Source organism: Methanoregula sp., from assembly GCA_041645435.1.
Classification (GTDB): Archaea; Halobacteriota; Methanomicrobia; order Methanomicrobiales; family Methanospirillaceae; genus Methanoregula.
Genome location: JBAZQB010000004.1, coordinates 236,841 through 255,749, shown reverse-complemented (window position 1 = coordinate 255,749; position 18,909 = coordinate 236,841). Strand labels below are relative to the sequence as shown.

Below are 18,909 nucleotides of genomic sequence, written 5' to 3'. Positions count from 1 at the left end.
GATTTTTTTACGGTCATGTGATCACACCTCCCTTGGGTCGGTGATAACACCCGTGATCGCACTTGCCGCAGCGGTTGCCGGGGAACAGAGGTATACCTTGCCCTCGGTGCTTCCCTGCCGGCCCTTAAAGTTCCGGTTCGAGGTTGACAGCGATACTTCGCCGGGTGCTAAGAGCCCGAATGCCCCGCCCATGCAGGGGCCGCAGCACGGAGCTTCTACGAGTGCTCCGGCCTTTACGAACTTCCCGATAAGCCCGGCCTTTAAGGTCTTTAAGTATTCGTCCCGGGATGCCGGGATGATGATTACTCTGATGTTCCGGTTGAACTTTTTCTTGCCCAGCACTTCTGCTGCTTCCTCCAGATCCTCAAACCGCCCGTTCGTGCAGGAACCGATAAAAACCTGATCTACGTGCGTTCCGGCAACCTTGCTCACCGGCACCCCGGTATCCACATTGTGGGGGACGGCAACCTGCGGTTCCATGTCCGAAACATTGTAGATACGTTTGCTTGCGTATTTTGCATCCTCATCGCTCTCAAGCTTGAACGACTTCATCTTGCGCCGCCCCTTCATGTATTCCCAGGTGATTTTGTCCGGCTCGACAATGCCGGCTTTTCCGCCCATCTCAATAGCCATGTTGCACAGCGTCATCCGGCCCGGCATATCAAGTTTCGAAATGGTTTTTCCGGCAAACTCAATTGCCTGGTAGGTTGCCCCGTCTGCCCCGATATCTGCGGCAATGGAAAGGATCAGGTCTTTTGCCCCGACCCGCTTGGGAAACTTCCCCGATACTTCGGCACGAATGGTCTCGGGTACCTTGAAGTACAGGGCTCCGTATTTCAGGACAAAACCCATATCGGTTGAACCGATACCGGTAGCAAATGCTCCGGCTGCTCCATACATGCAGGTATGCGAATCAGCCCCGACCACGATCTCACCCGGCGCTGCTCTGCCTTTCTCGAGCACTACCTGGTGACAGACACCCTCATTGATGTCATAGTTGAAAATACCCTGCTCTGCGGCAAATTTTCGCATGTAAACATGGTTCTCTGCCGCGGGAATGGAATCTGCGGGAATCTGGTGGTCAAAGAGCATAATGACGTGTTCCGGGTCAAAAACTTTGGATCCACCCATCTCGTAGAACTTCTGGATAGCAAGCGGTCCGGTAATATCGTGAATCATCGCCCCGTCAATCGGGGCCATGACCACTTCACCGGCTCGTATATCGCTGCCACATTTTCGAGAAAAAATTTTCTCTACGATAGTTGCTCCCATGCTGAATCGGGGTACTATTTGCTGTCAATTATATTGTAGTTTGGGGGAGACTGCCGCTCAAAGTAAAAGGCTGGTGGGGACTGACCATTTTTGGGATCTCTCCGCCCGCGAATCTTTTGAGCCATTACTGCGGTTTTTTTCGCAGTCAAAGTAATCATTAACCTTCTTTCCGGTTAAGATCATGCGATAAATTATGACCGAAAGAAAGTCGCTCTTAATACTCACCCTCGTCATTTTGGCGATAACATGTGTCGGGATTGCTGCTGCTGTTACCGACTCGAGTAATGATAACGTGATCCAGGCATCCGGTACCGGTAATGTAATCGGCACTCCTGATCGTGCGCAGGTTACGTTCTCAGTTGAAACGGAAAATCCCGATGTGAAGGTTGCGCAACAGGACAATGCCATAAGGATGGCAAAAGTAATTGACGCGCTCGTTGCCACAGGCATTCCCCGGGACGCACTCAAGACCACCGGATATAACATTTACCCGGTGTACGAAGATACTGCCAAGTCCCTGTTCGACCAGAAGGTCCGCACCTACCGGGTCACCAATACCCTGACCGTCACCCTCCATGATGTAAGCAGGACCGGCGAAGTCATTGATGTTGCAGTTGCAAACGGCATCAACCAGGCAAGCTCCATCCAGTTTCTCCTTTCGGATGAACAGTCACAGGTTCTCCGCACCGAGGCCTTGAAAGAGGCAGTTGCACGGGCACGGGCAGATGCGGATACGGTTGCAGCAGCAATGGGCACTAATATTACCGGTGTGCAGAGGGCCGACATCAGTGGAGGGTATTTTCCCGTCCGTTATGAAAATTACCAGTACGATGCAGGTAATGCAATGATGAAATCGGCAGTACCCACCCCGATCCAGCCAGGGGATATCACGGTCAGCGCACAGGTATCCATCACTTACCTGATCCGCTAATCCTTTGTATGAAGATCCCTGTCAGGGTTTTTGTACAGCCTCAAAAGACCGGCAATCTCATTTTTTTTTGAAGAACTCTTCAAAACTTTTTTACATAAGCAGCGTGTGATGATAACTTAAGGCAACACACGCATCATCCGGGGGATCCGGAAAATACCTGCACGGCAAAAAATTTCGAATATCCCAAAATCTGAAGATACAATAGGATTGATTTTACCATGGAACGCAATATTGGCTTTAAAGAGCGACGGTACATCGAAGAGTTGAGAATATTAACGAAATCCACGGCAAACGACTGCGTGATTGATGACCGGTTCGACCGGGTCATCTATGTCATCCGCCCGGGGGACATGGGCCTTGCAATAGGTAAAAAGGGGGACAATATAAAACGCCTGCAGAACGTGCTCGGCAAACGGATCGAGATGGTCGAGTATGCCGATACCGTTGAGGCATTCATTGCAAATATCTTCAAACCCGCTGAAGTGGTGGGGATCGAACACGGGCCGGAGAACGGCCCGGTCAATGTCTTTGTCAGGCAGCGAAGTGACCTTGGAATTGCGATCGGGAAGGCCGGCTGCAATATTGAGAAGGCGCGCACCCTCTGCCGCAGGTTTTTTGGGATTGAAGTCGGTGAAGTGCTTCTCACCCCGGAGACGACATGAGCCGCACGGTAGATCCCCGGGTCATAGCAGAGATATGGGCGGTGATCTGCGAGCGGGCAGACAATCCCAAACCGGGATCCTACACCACCAGCCTGCTGACCGATCCCAAAGGCATCGACAAGGTTTTAGAGAAAGTGGGTGAGGAGTCCACCGAGTTCATCCTTGCAATCAAGAACGGCGTGAACGAACGCACGGTGGAAGAGACGGCAGATCTCCTGTTCCATATTCTCGTTGCACTCCGGGCAGCAGGAATCGACCTGAACGAAGTGATGAAAGAGCTCGAACACCGGCGCAAATAACTTTTTATTTCTGCATAAACGTGGAAAGATCCACCATATCCGGAAGTTCTTCGGATTTCTGCCCTGCGGATTCGAGCACACACTCTTCTACAAAGATGGGGATATCGCCCCGAAGTGCAAGCGCAATACCATCGCTCGGGCGGCAGTCAAGGTATTCATCCTGCTGTCCTGCACTCAATACCAGCTGGGCATAATACACGCCATCATCGATACTGTCGATCTGCAGGTACCGCAGCGTGATTGCGAATTTGTCACAGAGATCGATGAAGAGATCATGGGTAAACGGTCGTGGCAGCACTTCTTTTATCTGTGCGCTGTTGATGGAGACCGCCTCCCAGATCCCGATGAAAATCGGTAAGATCCGATCATTGCCATCTGATAGTACGACGAGAGGAACGGTAGCGGCATTGCTCATCGCGACAAAGACACCTTTGACCTCGCATTTCACCTGCGTCATGTCCGTGCAGAGAGATTGCCGTGATCTATGATAAGAGTTAAGGTGACCCGGGGTTCTGCTCACTCGCGCCGGTGAGCTTCACGGCGGACAATAATAAGACTGGATATGATGCCCAGGGCGATATTGAAGTAGTACATCACGATCCGCCATATCACGACAAAGATACCCACAATCGATGCCGGGATGAACAGGGCATACATGGAGGTTGCCCCCACCTCCGCGATACCGGAACTTCCCGGAGTTAAGGGCATCATCATCAGGATGCACAGGATAAGCTGGATAACAAAGGATTCCAAAAACAGGGGCGGCTGGCCGAGCCCCATAAGGATCAGGGAGGCTGTCACAATCTCGGATACCCAGTAGAGCAGGGTAAAGAGCATGCCCCAGGCAAGCCCGCCTTTGGCGCTCCTGACGAACTTGATCACCGCAGCCTGAAAATTATCGATCTCCTTATCGGCACGGACAAGCAGTTCTTCTACCCGTTTACTCTCCCAGGTTTTTGTAAAGAAACCGGCACACCGGCTGACCACCTTTTTTACGACATCGGGTCTTCTGATGGCAAGGTAAAACAGGAAGAGACAGCCGATGACAAAGATCCAGGTGATAAAAACCATGATCTCGGAAACTGCGCCGAGGCTCTTCCATTGATCGGTCAGGACGATCATGGCAAACGCGGCAAGCATGGCAAGGACGATCCCATCGAGCACCCGTTCCATGATGACGATCGCTGTCGCATCGCCAAGAGGGACATTTGCTTTATAGAGCTCGTGAATCCGGACCGGTTCTCCACCTGCCTGTGCCGGGGTGACTGAAGCAGCGAGCAGGTTTGCAAAAACGAGATTCAGGCTGTAAAAAAACCCTATCCGGTATCCCAGGGACCCGGTCATCTTCTGGACTCGCAATGCCCAGAAACACATCGTTAAGAGATGCGTCATAAAAGCAAGGAGTAAGAACCAGGGATTGACCTGCTGGAGATACGTGAGGGTATTTTCATTGATGGTGAAGTACAGGATGATGAGCAGGATGGCTAGCGAGAATCCCACCGAAATATAAAGCCATTTGACCTGCGACTTCTCCATAAAAACCCCTCAACAACCGGCGATGATTGGAGTTACTGGTTGTTATCTAGACAGGTTATGATGCATAGTATAAACGCTTGATCTTAAATAGGGAAAGGTTAACGCGATCCCCAAGGGCAGGTTCGCCCCCTTATACCGTGAAAATATCCCGGTTTGCCAGGATACGGAAGTATCCGCATGTAACTCCCGCATCCAGCCACCCATGCCCGTAACTGAAGCAGGCAAGTGCATCTTCATATGCTCCTGCCTGACGGTACCGGGCACCCTGTTCAGCGTACAGCAGGACAATGAACAGAACTTTCCCGGCAAAATCATAGCTGATCGTTGCCGGCTCACCTGCACATTCCACCGATAACCGGGCAGTGTTCAGCAGCCGTTCGTAGCGATGGGTCTTCTCCTCCAGTTTTTCTGCAAGCACCAGGGGCAGTTTCTCCCGTGGTCCGGTAAACGGGCAGAAGGGATTCTGACGGTCACAGATCAGGAGACCGGATGAAATGCCGAAGTGCAGCCAGCCGGCCCCATACCAGAATGCTGCAAGCGCATTGGCAAGATCTCCTGCTCTGTAAAATGTAGATCCGTCTTTCTCGTAAGCCTGCGCCATTTCTACGATGGAAAGGGCGTCGCGCTCAAGGGGCGTGTGCTGGCATGCTGTACTCCGGGTGTGGGAAAGAGCAGCAGCGAGTGCATCCCGGCATTCTGTGATCTTCATAGGCCGGCAAACATCTCCAGGTATTGGCGCTCCATCTCATGCAGTTCAGCCGGGACAATGAGGATGTGGAGCGGGGGACCGAAATCACCGGCATGGACCTTCTCTGCCGGACCGGCAATAATGACCGGCTCATCAGAACCCGCCCGGGCAATGCCGACGTATAACGGGATCTGGCACCCTTTTTTAACGGCCATCTCTTCCAGGAGGACAACTGCTTCCGGCACGGTCATATACCGCTCGTTCTGGATATCAAGATAGACAAGGGTATGCAACCGCAGGGAGAGGTTCTGTGCGATTACGTCGATCGGTGTAGTCGGCGACCAGTTCTTCTGGGGGAAGGGCACCGAGCAGGACTTGCCGAACCGGTAGTTCTGGAGCCCGGACACCCCGCAGACTGCGCTTGCAATGGATGCCGCATGCACGATTGCGGTCCGGATCCCCCGTTCTGCAGCACGCATACGGAGATCCGCGTGGGTAGTAGAGACCATCGGGTCTCCCGCACAGAGAAATACGACGTGGCTGTTTTCTGCCTTATCGAGCATCGATTCCGGGTGCTGTTCCACGTCTTCCCGGTAGAGGGGGTGAACGGGTTTTTCGTAATAGTCCCCTAGTTCTTCTATCGTTGTGCCCATGAGCCGGGAGGTGTAGCATTCAAGATAAATATGGTCGGCATGCCGGATGCAGGCAAGTCCTTTTTCCGATATATCGGTCTTATCATAGAGGCCCAGCCCGACAAACGTCAGCATGGGTACACCTTACGACCGGAATTCCGCAACAGCAGCATTTATTCACACCTCAGTACGGAAATTGCGTAATGAAATCTACAAAGGATCGAAGCATACGCTTAACTTCCGCTTTCTTTTTTGCTGAGAGAAAGACGACCCGGATATCCTTTCGTATCTCCAGTGCGGTGCGGATCTCTGCCTCGCTCAGCCGGGAGGGGAGATCTTTTTTATTTGCCGCGATAATCATCGGCATATTACGCTCTGTTATCAGACCGATCATCTGTTTTGCCCGGGGAAGGGACTCGGGTTTGGTTGCGTCCACGATCAGGATAACTCCCATCGCATGTTTGAACATCCCCGGAATCATCAGATCGAACCGTGGTTGTCCGGGTGTCCCGTAGAGCGTGATATAAAAGCCCTTCCAGTCGAGTAATCCAAAATCCATTGCTACGGTTGTCGAATCATTATCCAGTCCAAACCGGTCTACTGATAACCCGTCATGGGATGCCGTAGTGATAAAGGTGGATTTCCCGGCTTTTGCGGGTCCTGTAACCACGATCCGCGGGATATATGGGGCAATGCGGCCTTCTGTAATGATAAAGGGAACGGAACGCGCAGGCAGGGGTGACCAGGAGGTATGAACAAGCGTAAAATAATCGAACGACGCCATGGGGGGGAATGAAGACTTTATGGAAATCACGACATCAAAAGCGAAGTCATGGATGAACCGGTCGAGTTGCGTTTCTCCCTCAAGGTTGAGATATTCAACGATCAAGGTCCGCTTCGGTTCGTCGTTTTCCTCCTCAAAAATATCGAGTGCCTGCTCGATCCCAAAGTCCTCACAGAGAAGATCAATATAGACAAATATGACATCTACCTGCTTATCCCGGCAGATCTTTGCGACCTTCGCTCTCCACTCTTTTTGTGCCGTATCTGCTGACCGGGTACTCTTCTGGATCCTCTCCCGGTCAATCGCATCGATATAGGTAAGATTTTTTGAGCAGAGATCGATTGATCCTGACCGCGTGGCCATTGCATCACGCCGGAACGAATCAACAGTTGTATAGGGAAGGATAACCAGGCATGAGAGTTTTTTTGCAAGAGCACTGGCCAGCGTTGATAGCATGAAGAGCTGTCCGTTGACGCCGGCCTCCATGCTGTACACCATTTTGCTGCCTTCTGGTATACCATCGCCCAGCATGTCATCAAGACCATTAATTCCCGTAGGTATCATAGGAGTATGGTCACCTGCCCTTTATTGACGGAAAACTTCTGCCAGTCCGGGTTGATTCCCCGTATTCCCATGATACGCAGGTAGCTGATGTTCTGCTCGATCTTGATCTCAATAACGCAGTTCATCAGCTGCTTGATTAAGGACAGCGTCTTGTCATCGAATGACTCGCTGTTTAAGATATAGATGCCCACACCGTCGATCTTTTTTATTTTGGCGGTGAGGACATGGAGGAACTGGTACAACACCTCAAGCTTGCGGTACATGAGCAGGGTGGAGATGGAATTCACGCAGAACCGGATCGGGGGCGGGAAGAGACCTGCCTCACCATCGGAGAAATCGCCTTCAAAAATGGTCTCGATCATATTGGAAAATTTAATCCCTATTCCTGTGAGATCGGTAGGGCTTGAGACAAACATGAGTCTTGGGGTATCGACTATGCTTGGGGTTGAACTCTTGGTGATGGCATCTATAACCCCGATAAACCGCTTGTCCGATCCTGCGACCTTAAAAAAATCCACCACTTCGGCTGCCCGTTCGTTGGTGGAGAGGGTTATGGCATATTCACCGACAGCGGGTTTTGTCAGGGCATAAGCAAGCTGATCGGCGTAGCTCATTGGGGGTGCAAGGATGAGAATATTGGCCCCAGCTTCAAATCCGCCGGACAACTTATCGATCTGCTCGATGCCTGTCTTATAAGAGTACATTTATGATTTGATCATTTCATGAGAAGGTTTATAATAACTCCTATAAAAAGGCCGAGAAAAACCGTGTAAATTGAAGTAATTATGGCAATTCTGGCTCCCAATTGCCGGTACAGGACCGCAATGGTAGATACACAGGGAACAAAGAGCACGCTCACGATCGCAAACGTGTACAGCTGGACACTGGTCATCACCGAACCGAGATCTGCCGTACCGGCAAGCACGGCAAGCGTTTCGAAGGCCAGTTCCTTCCTGAACACACCGAACAGGAGTGCCGTAGATGCGTAGCCGGGCAATCCGAGCAGGGTGACGGTAACAGGAGCAACCATCTGCTCGAACAATTCGGTCAGCCCGAGATACTGGAAGAGACCAAGAAGGATGCTGGTGACGATCAGGACCGGCATGGCAATGAAGAGGAACTCTTTGATCCGGATCCAGGATTTTGCCAGCACGAGGTGAGCCTGCGGTCTCCTGAGCGTTGACATCTCGACGATCATGCCGAACTGCTCTCCGGGGGTGATCCGGCTGAGCACGACGGCGGTGAGAATGAGGAGGACAAAGACGATCAGGTAGATGGAGAATGCCCAGATGATGCCCACAAAAGCCGCAACGATCCCGGCAATAACCACGGTCCGGGCGGAGCAGGGGATCATGGTGACAAGGAACGCTGCGATCGTCTGTTCCCTGCGGGTCTTGAGCAGGCGCAGGCTCATGATCGCAGGCACCGTGCACCCGAAACCGATCACCATGGGAATAATTGCCTCCCCGTGAAGCCCGATCCGGTGCATGGCCCGGTCTGCAAGGAAAGCAGCCCGGGTCATATACCCGGTATCCTCGAGAAGGGAGAGTCCGATATAGAAGGTAAAGACAAAGGGAAATGCGATCCCAAAACCTGCCTGAAGAGCAACCAGGAGGGAAAATCCGATCTGGTTCCACAGGGGTGGCAATGCGAGTGCAGTAAACGGGGTAATGATTGAGGTTGTGAATGCCGCAACGATGATCCCCTCCATCCATGAGCCGATCAAAAAAACGGAGAGGAGCAGCAGGAAGAGAATGGTACAGAGGATGGGGATGCCGGGAATTGTCCGGGTGAGCAAGCTGTCGAGATCATACGGTTTCTTCTGCGCACTTGTGTGGACTGCGGCTGTCGCAATGTCCCGGGCAAAGTTATGCCGGTTGGTTGCTATGATTTGCCCAACGGACATCCGGTGGCGCATCCCGATCTCCTGTGCGATTGCCCCCGCAGCATCGAGCAGCACCGGATCATTCCCGGAACCCTGCAGGGCAAGCAGGTTTGTGGGCATGGGAGTCCCGATCGTCTTTTCCAGGCTTTTTAAGGCAGCTTCAATATGATGGTCGTACGGTACGTGAACCTGTGCGGTGGTTGCCTGTCCCAGTGCCACCGGAAGAATCCGGTCAATATTCTTTCCTTCCGATGCCGCAGTAAGGATTACCGGAACTCCGAGATGTGAAGAAAGGATACCGGCATCGATGTGCATACCCTGCCGTTCTGCGGCATCGGTCATGTTGACGACTGCGATCATCTTCGGGGAGAACTCCGCGGCCTGCACAAAAAGGTAGAGGTTTCTCTCAAGTTTTGTGGCATCGAGAACGGCGACAATCACATCCGCCCCGCCACTGGTTAAGAACGTGCGCACCAGCGTCTCTTCTTCCGAGTTGCCATCAAGGGAGTAGATACCCGGCAGGTCTACAATCTCGGTCTTCTCCTGCTTGTAGCAGACATTGCCGCATTCCAGCGCCACCGATGAGCCCGGGTACCGGTTCACTTCAACGCCTAGACCGGTGAGCTGGTTGAAGATGAGGGATTTTCCCACTCCGGGATTTCCCAGGAGGGCAATTTTCATGGTGAGCGCTCCACACCGATTGCCGAGGCAATCTCCGGGCTCACCGCGACATCGCACCCTTTTACCTGCATGACGACGGCGCCGTTGGATAACTTTCTCCGGATTATGGCACGCTCTCCGGGCACAAGACCGAGATCGAGAAGGCGCTGGGCACATGCCCTGCCATGGATACACTGGATGATGACTTCTTCACCCTCAGAGAATTCAGAGATGCTGGGAGACTGGCAGAATCCATCCGTCTCAACATTGCATATCCCGTCTCCCGCCGGTTTTATATTTTTCCCTTTTCCATGATGCCGGGGATGATCATGGATTATGATCAGCTTTCCCAGCCGGTCGATCGTCTCATCCGACACCGTATGTTCGAGCGTGCATGCTTCATCGGATGCCAGGGATGAGTCCATGCCGAGAATTTCGGATAAAAAACACTGGAGGGTCTCATGTTTTTTCATGACACAGGTCCCGGTCTGTTTTCCCTGTCCGGTCAGGGAGATAACTCCGTCAGCAGCCACGATCACATCGCCATGGGATACCAGCTCTGCCATGTCAGAACTCACAACAGACACCGGCTTTGAAAGTGCTGTGGCAAGCTCTTCAGTAAGGGGAAAGCGGGTATTTTTTTCCGAGAAGAGCTGGACTGCTTCCAGGTAATCTTCCCGCAGGGAGGGCTGCATGATAATCTCTTCTCATATGTCTGTGCCATCCGACTTTATTGATTTGGGTAAAGGAAGCTCTGGTACACCTCAAGTCTGCCAAACCGCAATCCTCAAGTCTCTTTACCTTTGACCTACAATTATAGGCAGGACATGATATACTGGCTTTATGAATACATGCTCAAACGGCAGATTACCATCCTGCCGGAGCATGTGTGCTTCATGATCAGCAGGCAGGATATGGCAGATACCCCGGATAAACTCTACCGGGCTACTGCATGGTGTAACGAGATCTCTGCGTTTGTGGTAAAACACAATGCATCCGTTCAACCGGGGATTCGTGGCCTTACGTTCCATATTGCAACTCCGTCTCCGGAGGATATGAAAAAATGTTTATCGGAGATCAGGAAGATCGGTACCATCGCCCGGCTTATCCTCCACGTAGGTGACAATGAAGAAGTTATCGGGGAGGGTATGGATGTGGTAGTGGCAATAGGGAAGAGCGGCAGGGAAGAGATCACCGCCTGTATCAGAAGGATGGCTGAGGCTCACATCCCGCCGGAAGATGTGGACGAGAAACTCCTTGAATCCTACCTGACATTCAAATATACACCCGATGTGGTGATCAAGAGCGGCGGGGATCATCTCACCGATTTCCTCATCTGGCAATCGGTTTACTCCGAGCTCTTCTTTTCCGATGTGAACTGGAAATATTTCCGGAAAGTGGACTTCCTGCGTATCCTGCGGGATTACCAGTCGCGGATGCGTCGTTTTGGGAAGTGAAGCCGGTTCGTTGTTGTTTTATCCGGGTAAGATACATAACCAAAAAAATCGTTTGTGACGTCTCCCCATATCAGGCCCTCTCCGAGAGACGACGGGGCAAGAAGGTTTCAACTTTTGGCTCTGGAGAAATCATTTATAAAAACTCTGACGCTCTCGGGGACATCACTCCCACCACTAGGGCACCCCTTCGTTGCGATGACGACGTATTACCTGTAACCTTGGCTATCACACTGCGCCCGTCCCCCAACGGGGGACTGGTGGCGCAAGAGGGGGGGCAACATATTACATAAAAATGGGTTTTCTCCAGAGAACAACTTTTAATCACTAAAACCTCCGCAAAGGCGTCCCTTTTAGGTGCGGCGGCATTTATCCTGTTTTGGAGTGTAGGGCATCTGCCATCATTATTTTAATCCACTCAATTCATGCGTTACCCATACAAAATCGCAACGACCCGAAAAAGATTATTGTAACCGGACATTCACCCAGCTGGGTATACCGTTTACCGTCTTATCAAAAAAGGCGAATTTATTTTTCAGGGCAATCGTGAATGACTTGCGATCCGGCACGGGTGCGAATTTGTGCTCCCGACAGAATCGGGTAAATGCCTGGTACATATCATCTTTGGAAACCACAGCATCAGGCATGTCGCTCCGGGCGATCTTTGTTGTGACAAATTGTTTCAACCCGTCTTCTTTGTGCGCCCTGGCCCCTGCCGGTTTTTTTGCTTTTCCTGCGGGAGCGGTTCCGGCAGACGGGGACGGGACGGTTTTCTCTGGCGCCGGTAATGAAGAGGGGGCACTGACCGGTTCCCTGGGGGCGGGTTTTGCTTTGGGCTGTCGTTGTGCGTTCCTGACCGTTGCGATAGCGGAGGGGTCGTCGGCATTAATGACCGGGGTATGAGCTGCTGAAGGAGCCCCGGTAATATGCCCTTTTTCTTCAGGGGGAGGATTATTTTTCGCGATGATGACGGGTCGGGTTACCGGCACGTTGTCCAGGTGCTGATGGCGGTAGTCGATCCCCAGCAGATCCGCGAGTGCATGGTTGCACACATCCGAGATATCAATTCCCTGTTCGTGCGCCTTTGAAAAGATATCTGCCCGTACAACAACAGACGAATGACGCCACGTGATCTCAGTCTCTTTTTTTCCCGTCATGACCTGTCACTTGGTTGATCTGTCTGCACAGGGAAATATAGTACGCGATCTGGTTTTTATGAGAGATAGCCGGATCCATTCTTTGCCGAGATCCGCTGGTCATAGATGCGGATGGCGCGCAAAAGATCGATCATCCGGAACAGGGGCCAGAACGGGGCACAGAAATACACCGCAGATTCATGACCGTTTGCCAGCCATGGCAGGAAGTTTGAGGTTCGGCATTCATTCCCGGTCCTGATGATGAGATCTACCGGGGGAATCCCTTTTCCGGCGTGAAGGTGCTGCTCTACCATATGGACATCGATGGAATCCGGGTTGATCCCGTTATTCTCTACTTCGGCAAGGATCTCCCGGGCGGCAAGGACGATCTCATTTCTTCCCCCGTAGGCAAGCGCGATGTTGAGAACGAAACCGGTGTGGGCTTTTGTAGCCGCTTCCGCGGCATCTATTGCGGCCCGCAGATCATCGGGAAGCAGGGACCGGTCCCCAACCATCTGGACACGGATCTTATATTTTTTTACCCGTTCATCGGAAAGCACGCTCACAAATTTTTCTTTGAACAGGGCAAAGAGATGGCTGACCTCTTCAGGTTTTCTTGAGAAGTTCTCCGTTGAGAAAGTGTACAGGGTGATATGGCTGATACCGAGTTCGTGTGCCCAGTCCAGCATCTCTTCAGTCCGGTCTGCACCGGCCCGGTGCCCGCTTGCCGTATCAACCCCCAGCAGTTTTGCGTACCGCCGGTTGCCATCCTGGATGATAGCGATATGGTTGGGCATATGCCGGCATTGCATGCGGAGGTAGCGCTCGTACAGGGGATCGATCAGGGTGCGGAGGATCATAAGGGGGTCACCTCGACTACCATGCCGTTGTTGGGGTATCGCTCGATGACATACTTCTCTCCTTTCATCTCATCAGCAAATTTTGTGAGCAGCCACCATGCCATCTCGATCCGGTCACTAAAATCCTCGTAGCTGTCCGGTTCGCACTTGTCTTTGCAGAGCAAAAGACAGGCACTTTTATCCGTTTCAGAGGGTTTTATGACACCATACACGATCGTCCCGTCTTCGGTGATCTCATCAAAAGGACGGGCGGTATTATGAGCGATCCTTTTTAACCGTTCCCGCAGCTGCACGGAGTCCTTGAACGCGGATGAGCACCAGTGCACCTTGTCATGCCGGCAGAGTTCTTCTGCCCAGCCCTTTGCCCCGTCAATTGCATTGTGCAGTTCATCGGCGAGTTCGTACCCCCGTTCCCGCATGTGGTACGCGTTTGACTCCCCCCATTCCAGTTCATTGATGTTGAGGAAGTCAAGACTGGGCAGGGCAGGGATGAGGTATTCGAGCCCGGGTAATGCCGGAATCTCGATGCCGATGTCAAACCCCATCTCTCTGGCCCGCTTTGCTGACCGGATAAAATCCGAATCAAGGATCTTCTCCCAGCATTCGTGCGGGGGATGGAGCCGGATCTCATCGACAAGCCCCTGCATCTCTGCCAGTTCTGCATCCGTAGGAGCCTTCGCGGTGTACAGGTGAATCTGGTGTTCCGGACCAAAATGTTCTTTCAGCAACCGGCAATACGCGGTCACCTTGTCAAGAACAAGCAGCGGCTCACCGCCGGTGATACCGGTGCCCAGCGCACTCATGCTCTCGGCCACGTCGATGATCTGGGCGGGTATATCCACGGGAAGCTCGTTTGCGTAGATGGTATCGGTCCCCTTCCGCTCGGCAGAGAGCGGGCAGTACCAGCATGTGCGGTGGCACCGTCCCGTAACAAAGAGCACCATCTTTGCACCCTGGTGACAGAGAACACAGCCTTTGGAAAGTGTCATGGCATTTTTCAAAATATTCCCCGGTATGGAATGAATGTATCCCTATTTTTTTGGCGGGCGGAGATGAAAACCCTTCTGTGCAGTGTATAAAAATTGGAAATTGGGTGAAAAAGAAAAAGAACACCGCATCTCTCCCATCAGACCGGACTGCAACCCATTCTTCGAAGATACCCCTCACAGCAACTATAAATAAAGTCTTTCACAACAAAATGCTACTGAATATGAAAAATCGCAGCAATGACGTGGCATTATCAGAAGTAATCGGTTTTGTTTTGCTCCTGGCAGTCATTATTGCTGCACTCTCTTTGTATACGGTCTACGTAGTTCCGATCAACGGAAGGGGGGAAGAGATCGACCAGATGAACTATGTGGAGGAACAATTCACGGATTACAAACTTACGTTAGACGCACTCTGGACTTCCCGCCTCATTAATACCAATAGCCCGAGCCCTGTGTTGAACGTCACTCCGGTGATCTCGTCTGCGACCATGATCCTGGGTAATGGGGGAAATTCACAACAGGGCACTCTTTCATTTCCTTTGTTCAAACCGGTCGCATCATCTGCAAAAATATCGATCAATACTTCCGCAGATACCTTCGACATCGACAGCAGCAATTACCATGCATCTCATGATACCATAGGAGAATTTCCCCTCAATATCACTGCCCTTGATTACAGCTCAGATAATTATTACTGGATCCAGCAGCAGTATTCCTACCAGCTCGGGGGTGTTTTCCTTTCACAGGATGAGGGCACGATAAACCGCATTTCTCCTCTCATTTCGATCACCAATGCTGACAATAAGAGCATCGTTGTCCACGTAGTCCCTGTCCAGGTCAGAGGAAATGGAAGTTACACCAGCAACACACTGGTACGGATTGATACCCGCCAGAAAATACTTCCGAATTATAATATCTCATCAGCCACATATCGCAACAACCAATGGGTGAATCTTTCGATAACTACTTCAAATAACGCAACTGCTGCGATGTGGCTGAACCTATTTAAGAGTCTTGTCGCCAGCGAAAAAATCAGATCATCGGACTACATTATCAGTAGTGAGTGGAATCCCGGTTCAAAAAGGACAACCGTTTTTATAAAAATTGAACCTTCAAACCCGGGTTCACATGCCTCGCTCTACGTCCAGCGTGCGGAATTTGATGTGGTCTTCAATACGGTTGCATCAGAAGTTACATGACCCTATGCAACGATAAAATCGTCTTTTTCCCGGGCAGGACTTCACCGGTTCTCCCCGTATGTCTCCCGTTTGACTTCCCGTCCATTCCGTTAGTGAGATTACGGATCGGGAACTGTCCTTTCAGGTGCTGATATCCAACCCGGTAACTATAAATAAAGTCTTTCACAACAAAATGCTACTGGATATGAAAAATACAAGCGATGATGTGGCATTATCAGAAGTAATCGGTTTTGTTCTGCTCCTGGCGCTCGTTGTTGCTGTACTCTCTTTGTATATGGTCTATGTTGTTCCGATCAACGGCAGGGAGGATGAGATCGCCCAGATGAACCGCATCAACGAACAGTTCACGGACTATAAGTTCACGCTGGACAACATCCGGACATCGATGCTGGTCAACAACCTGAGCCCGGTTATGACATCCACGTCCTTTAATCTTGGTACCGGAGGCGGCAACACACAGGCAGGGGGGTTTTTTCTCTATATGCTCCAACCGGTTTCATCATCCGCGACCATATTGATCAACACAACCGGGGATACTTTTGACATAAACAGCAGCAGTTATGATAATTCAGCAGGTGATAAAGGAGAATTCCCCCTCAATATTACTTCTTTTGAATACCGCTCGAATAACAAATACTGGATCCAGCAGAAGTATTCCTACCAGCTCGGCGGGGTATTCCTCGCGCAGGATGACGGCATCACAAACCGGATCTCGCCCCTGATCTCGTTTACCAATTCCGCCAACAAGTCCGTTGTTGTCAATATCGCACCCGTCCAGGTTGTCGGGGGAGGGAGCCTGAGCGGCAACGGTCCGGCCCGGGTGGATACCCGCCAGAGAATCCGTCCCAAATACAATATCTCAACGGATCCGTATATCGCCAATACGTGGGTTAATCTCTCGTTCAGCAGTGCAGATAATGCAACAGCTGCGGCGTGGCTGAACATTTTCAGGGATATTGCCCTCCGTGAACAGCTCGACTCGTCCGCATACAAAACCGGGAGTGCATGGAACTCAGGTTCGAAAAGAACAACGGTTTTTATAAATATTACCGGTTCGAACCCGGATCCCCAATGGAAAGATGTGTCCCTGTATGTCCAGCGTGCGGAATTTTATGTAGCGCTCAATAATATCGCATCCGGAGTGATGTGATGGCATCCATAAAAATGAGGGAAATCTATGCGAACTGACAGAAGTAAAAGACAAAAAATGGATATCAGCTCCGGAGTATCAGAAACAGTTGGGGCTATCCTGCTCGTCTCGCTTGTAGCCGTATTGGTCAGCATTATCGCAATCTCCGTATTTTCCCAGCCGGTCCCTCAGAAAATACCCAGCCTGAATTTTATGACCGGTGTCAACAGTACGAAAACAACATTATACCTCTATCATAACGGGGGCGATACCCTGACAGTAGGTGAATTCAGCGTGCTGCTCGATGGCGTACCGGCTTCGTATACAGTTGCCGGCGGCGGGAACGAGTGGTCACTGGGAAAGAACCTGATCGTTCCCATCTCATCAATTCCGCAGAGTGTCCAGCTCATATATAACAACACCGCTGCGAGTGGAGGTACCGGCAGCACGGGAGCGATTCTGCTCGATGAGGCCTCAGCAAATATCGTGAGCTCCGAAAATGTCAGCGCAGACCAGCTTCCGTACCTTGACTGTTCAGCGGTGAGGAACTGGGACTGCCGTTTTGAGATCCCTCCGGAGATTATTGTAGACCGGTATGTAACGAACAGTACCGTGCAAATGATGAATTTCGAGAAAAATAATATCGCCAGTGACAGTGGTTTAATCGGAAAGTTAAACTCAGCCACATATCATTTCAATTTCACCGTTGCTGAAGCGAATTCGACCATTGTGTGGGGGGACAGTGATTGTTCTCCAACAACAAGAGCAGCATTGCAAACAGATGACAAGGTTGGAATTTATTTCCGAAGTAACGCAGGTCCAGACGATTTTGTCCTCTTTGGAATGGCTCCCCAGATTTGGGAAATGGCGGGAGGGGGGCTTTCAGAGATTGGAATTGACATCACACATGCTTCAAATGGTACCACAACAAAAATTACCGGTTCGAGGCTTTGTCACACCTATATCTCTGAATATAAAGACCTGGATTCTACCATGCTCATCATAGGGCGATCGACGGGTAGTTCTGAAACCTCCTTTATTATTAACAATACATTCAATATCGCCGGTCAGAGCTCATCAAATGTGACGTTTGCCAATTTCAGACCCGTTGCCAATGGTATGTTTCTCGTGAGCTGGGGAGGCGGAGGGACAACCCCGGTATTTGTTATTGGCTGGTCAGATAGTGTCTATAAAGACGGGAGCCTCCTGACGGGAGCCGGTCTCTGATCACCCTCTTTTTGGCTCATCACTGTTTTGAATGGGTACGATCTATGATGAACAGATTATAAAAAGGGGGTCTGTTGTACCCATACCCCCCGTCGCCAACTTCATTGCAACGCCGATATCCGGAATCAGGCCGCTGAGCGTCACGTTCAACGACACATCCACCAATGCACCGGCAAGCTGGCTCTGGACATTCGGTGACGGGACCAATGCCACGGTACAACATCCGGTCCACACCTACACCTCCGCAGGGAACTACACGGTCTCGCTGAATGTCACCAACGGGGATGGTGCCAATATTTCAATCAAAGAGAAATATATCTCCGTATTCAACCCTCCCCCGACGACCATCCCGACAACAACCGCAACAACTACAGTTACAACGAAGCCGACATCAACCAAACCGACACCCGACTAAAACTCATGCCCCAGTTTCACCAATCGTCGCGGTGGCCGGGATTGCACTGGTCGGGTTGCTGTACGTGATCGGGAAGAAGAGAGCGCCGTGAGGTTTGATCCGGGAATATCCTGAGCACCTGGACATACTCTAACCGCTAAAAAAGAGGCACTGATGTGGGGAATCCCCCTTTATATTCACCATTTCAACGATTCTTAAAATCTGATTATAAACAGATTTGGATCATATGCTGGAAGCGCGTAGCGTAAAAACCGGAGCGGTTTCACACAAAAAAACGCACTGCAATCGATCTCCGGCAAAAAATTTTCAATCACCCCCTCACCCCCTGCTCATTTTTTTTCAAGCAACCCTTGACTTCATTGTACGGACAGTCACGCCGGAGAAACAAAAATTTTGTAGGTTGTACATACCGATTGTAGGATAATTATCCGATAATCGCCTCATCAACTTACACCACATGATCGCGATTGAAATTTTTTGAGCAGGGTCTGCCAAGAAAATGCGCATCAAAAATGCGATACCCGGGTTATGCTCAGTTACTCTCCGGTATGGTTTTGACAAGAGTGTTGGTGGCAGGATCAAAAAAA

The 18,909-nt window shown here is 51.1% G+C and carries 21 protein-coding genes; 8 read left to right on the top strand and 13 right to left on the bottom strand.

Annotated elements, in window-relative coordinates:
• Positions 1–21: 21 nt before the first annotated feature.
• A complete protein-coding gene (locus WC593_10165; protein MFA4825504.1) occupies positions 22–1,272 on the bottom strand; it encodes a 3-isopropylmalate dehydratase large subunit in 1,251 nt (416 codons plus the stop codon).
• Positions 1,273–1,465: 193 nt separating this feature from the next.
• Between WC593_10165 and WC593_10160 the strand changes: the two genes are divergently transcribed.
• The 3 genes from WC593_10160 (at position 1,466) to hisE (ending at position 3,164) form a co-directional block, all read left to right on the top strand.
• A complete protein-coding gene (locus WC593_10160; protein ID MFA4825503.1) occupies positions 1,466–2,203 on the top strand; it encodes an SIMPL domain-containing protein in 738 nt (245 codons plus the stop codon).
• 218 nt (positions 2,204–2,421) lie between these two features.
• The gene (locus WC593_10155) at positions 2,422–2,865 is read left to right on the top strand and encodes a NusA-like transcription termination signal-binding factor (protein ID MFA4825502.1); all 444 of its coding nucleotides are present in this window, start codon (positions 2,422–2,424) and stop codon (positions 2,863–2,865) included.
• Positions 2,862–3,164, top strand: coding sequence for a phosphoribosyl-ATP diphosphatase (hisE, locus tag WC593_10150; GenBank protein MFA4825501.1), 303 nt, complete (start codon positions 2,862–2,864; stop codon positions 3,162–3,164). Before WC593_10155 ends, hisE begins: the two co-directional genes overlap by 4 nt.
• A gap of 4 nt (positions 3,165–3,168) precedes the next feature.
• Here hisE and WC593_10145 read toward each other — a convergent pair whose 3' ends face one another.
• From WC593_10145 to WC593_10110, 8 genes are all read right to left on the bottom strand, one after another.
• Positions 3,169–3,621 (bottom strand): bifunctional nuclease family protein, encoded by a 453-nt coding sequence (locus WC593_10145; protein ID MFA4825500.1) that lies wholly within the window; start codon positions 3,619–3,621, stop codon positions 3,169–3,171.
• 59 nt (positions 3,622–3,680) lie between these two features.
• The gene (locus WC593_10140) at positions 3,681–4,700 is read right to left on the bottom strand and encodes a flippase-like domain-containing protein (GenBank protein MFA4825499.1); all 1,020 of its coding nucleotides are present in this window, start codon (positions 4,698–4,700) and stop codon (positions 3,681–3,683) included.
• A gap of 130 nt (positions 4,701–4,830) precedes the next feature.
• Positions 4,831–5,409: a DUF357 domain-containing protein gene (locus WC593_10135; protein ID MFA4825498.1), complete on the bottom strand. Its 579-nt coding sequence runs from the start codon at positions 5,407–5,409 to the stop codon at positions 4,831–4,833.
• Positions 5,406–6,155 (bottom strand): diphthine synthase, encoded by a 750-nt coding sequence (gene dph5 / locus WC593_10130; protein MFA4825497.1) that lies wholly within the window; start codon positions 6,153–6,155, stop codon positions 5,406–5,408. Before dph5 ends, WC593_10135 begins: the two co-directional genes overlap by 4 nt.
• Positions 6,156–6,204: 49 nt before the next feature.
• On the bottom strand, positions 6,205–7,368 hold the full coding sequence (locus WC593_10125; protein ID MFA4825496.1) for a GTP-binding protein: 1,164 nt from the start codon (positions 7,366–7,368) through the stop codon (positions 6,205–6,207).
• Entirely contained in the window at positions 7,365–8,072 is a 708-nt protein-coding gene (locus WC593_10120; protein MFA4825495.1) for a hypothetical protein, read from the bottom strand. Before WC593_10120 ends, WC593_10125 begins: the two co-directional genes overlap by 4 nt.
• Before the next feature lie 11 nt (positions 8,073–8,083).
• Complete coding sequence (gene feoB, locus WC593_10115) at positions 8,084–9,934, bottom strand: ferrous iron transport protein B (GenBank protein ID MFA4825494.1); 1,851 nt, start codon at positions 9,932–9,934, stop codon at positions 8,084–8,086.
• Positions 9,931–10,608, bottom strand: a complete 678-nt coding sequence (locus WC593_10110; GenBank protein ID MFA4825493.1) for a metal-dependent transcriptional regulator — start codon at positions 10,606–10,608, stop codon at positions 9,931–9,933. The genes feoB and WC593_10110 overlap by 4 nt, the downstream gene beginning before the upstream one ends.
• Positions 10,609–10,740: 132 nt before the next feature.
• Here WC593_10110 and WC593_10105 point away from each other — a divergent pair, with 132 nt between their 5' ends.
• On the top strand, positions 10,741–11,370 hold the full coding sequence (locus tag WC593_10105) for an undecaprenyl diphosphate synthase family protein (GenBank protein MFA4825492.1): 630 nt from the start codon (positions 10,741–10,743) through the stop codon (positions 11,368–11,370).
• A gap of 461 nt (positions 11,371–11,831) precedes the next feature.
• Here WC593_10105 and WC593_10100 read toward each other — a convergent pair whose 3' ends face one another.
• Genes WC593_10100 through WC593_10090 form a run of 3 tightly spaced genes read right to left on the bottom strand, consistent with a single transcriptional unit; the run spans position 11,832 to position 14,352 of the window.
• Entirely contained in the window at positions 11,832–12,524 is a 693-nt protein-coding gene (locus WC593_10100; protein MFA4825491.1) for a hypothetical protein, read from the bottom strand.
• A 56-nt stretch (positions 12,525–12,580) separates the two neighbouring features.
• Entirely contained in the window at positions 12,581–13,363 is a 783-nt protein-coding gene (uppS, locus tag WC593_10095; protein MFA4825490.1) for a polyprenyl diphosphate synthase, read from the bottom strand.
• Positions 13,360–14,352, bottom strand: a complete 993-nt coding sequence (locus tag WC593_10090; protein ID MFA4825489.1) for a radical SAM protein — start codon at positions 14,350–14,352, stop codon at positions 13,360–13,362. Before WC593_10090 ends, uppS begins: the two co-directional genes overlap by 4 nt.
• A gap of 221 nt (positions 14,353–14,573) precedes the next feature.
• Between WC593_10090 and WC593_10085 the strand changes: the two genes are divergently transcribed.
• The 4 genes from WC593_10085 to WC593_10070 all read left to right on the top strand — a co-directional run bounded on the left by WC593_10085 (position 14,574) and on the right by WC593_10070 (position 18,322).
• A complete protein-coding gene (locus WC593_10085) occupies positions 14,574–15,551 on the top strand; it encodes a hypothetical protein (protein MFA4825488.1) in 978 nt (325 codons plus the stop codon).
• A gap of 184 nt (positions 15,552–15,735) precedes the next feature.
• Positions 15,736–16,701, top strand: a complete 966-nt coding sequence (locus tag WC593_10080; protein MFA4825487.1) for a hypothetical protein — start codon at positions 15,736–15,738, stop codon at positions 16,699–16,701.
• A 57-nt stretch (positions 16,702–16,758) separates the two neighbouring features.
• Positions 16,759–17,907 (top strand): type IV pilin N-terminal domain-containing protein, encoded by a 1,149-nt coding sequence (locus tag WC593_10075; protein ID MFA4825486.1) that lies wholly within the window; start codon positions 16,759–16,761, stop codon positions 17,905–17,907.
• Positions 17,908–17,938: 31 nt separating this feature from the next.
• Positions 17,939–18,322: a PKD domain-containing protein gene (locus tag WC593_10070; GenBank protein ID MFA4825485.1), complete on the top strand. Its 384-nt coding sequence runs from the start codon at positions 17,939–17,941 to the stop codon at positions 18,320–18,322.
• Positions 18,323–18,325: 3 nt separating this feature from the next.
• On the opposite strand, the gene WC593_10065 is transcribed toward WC593_10070, so the two are convergent.
• Positions 18,326–18,448: a hypothetical protein gene (locus WC593_10065; protein MFA4825484.1), complete on the bottom strand. Its 123-nt coding sequence runs from the start codon at positions 18,446–18,448 to the stop codon at positions 18,326–18,328.
• Positions 18,449–18,909: the final 461 nt, after the last annotated feature.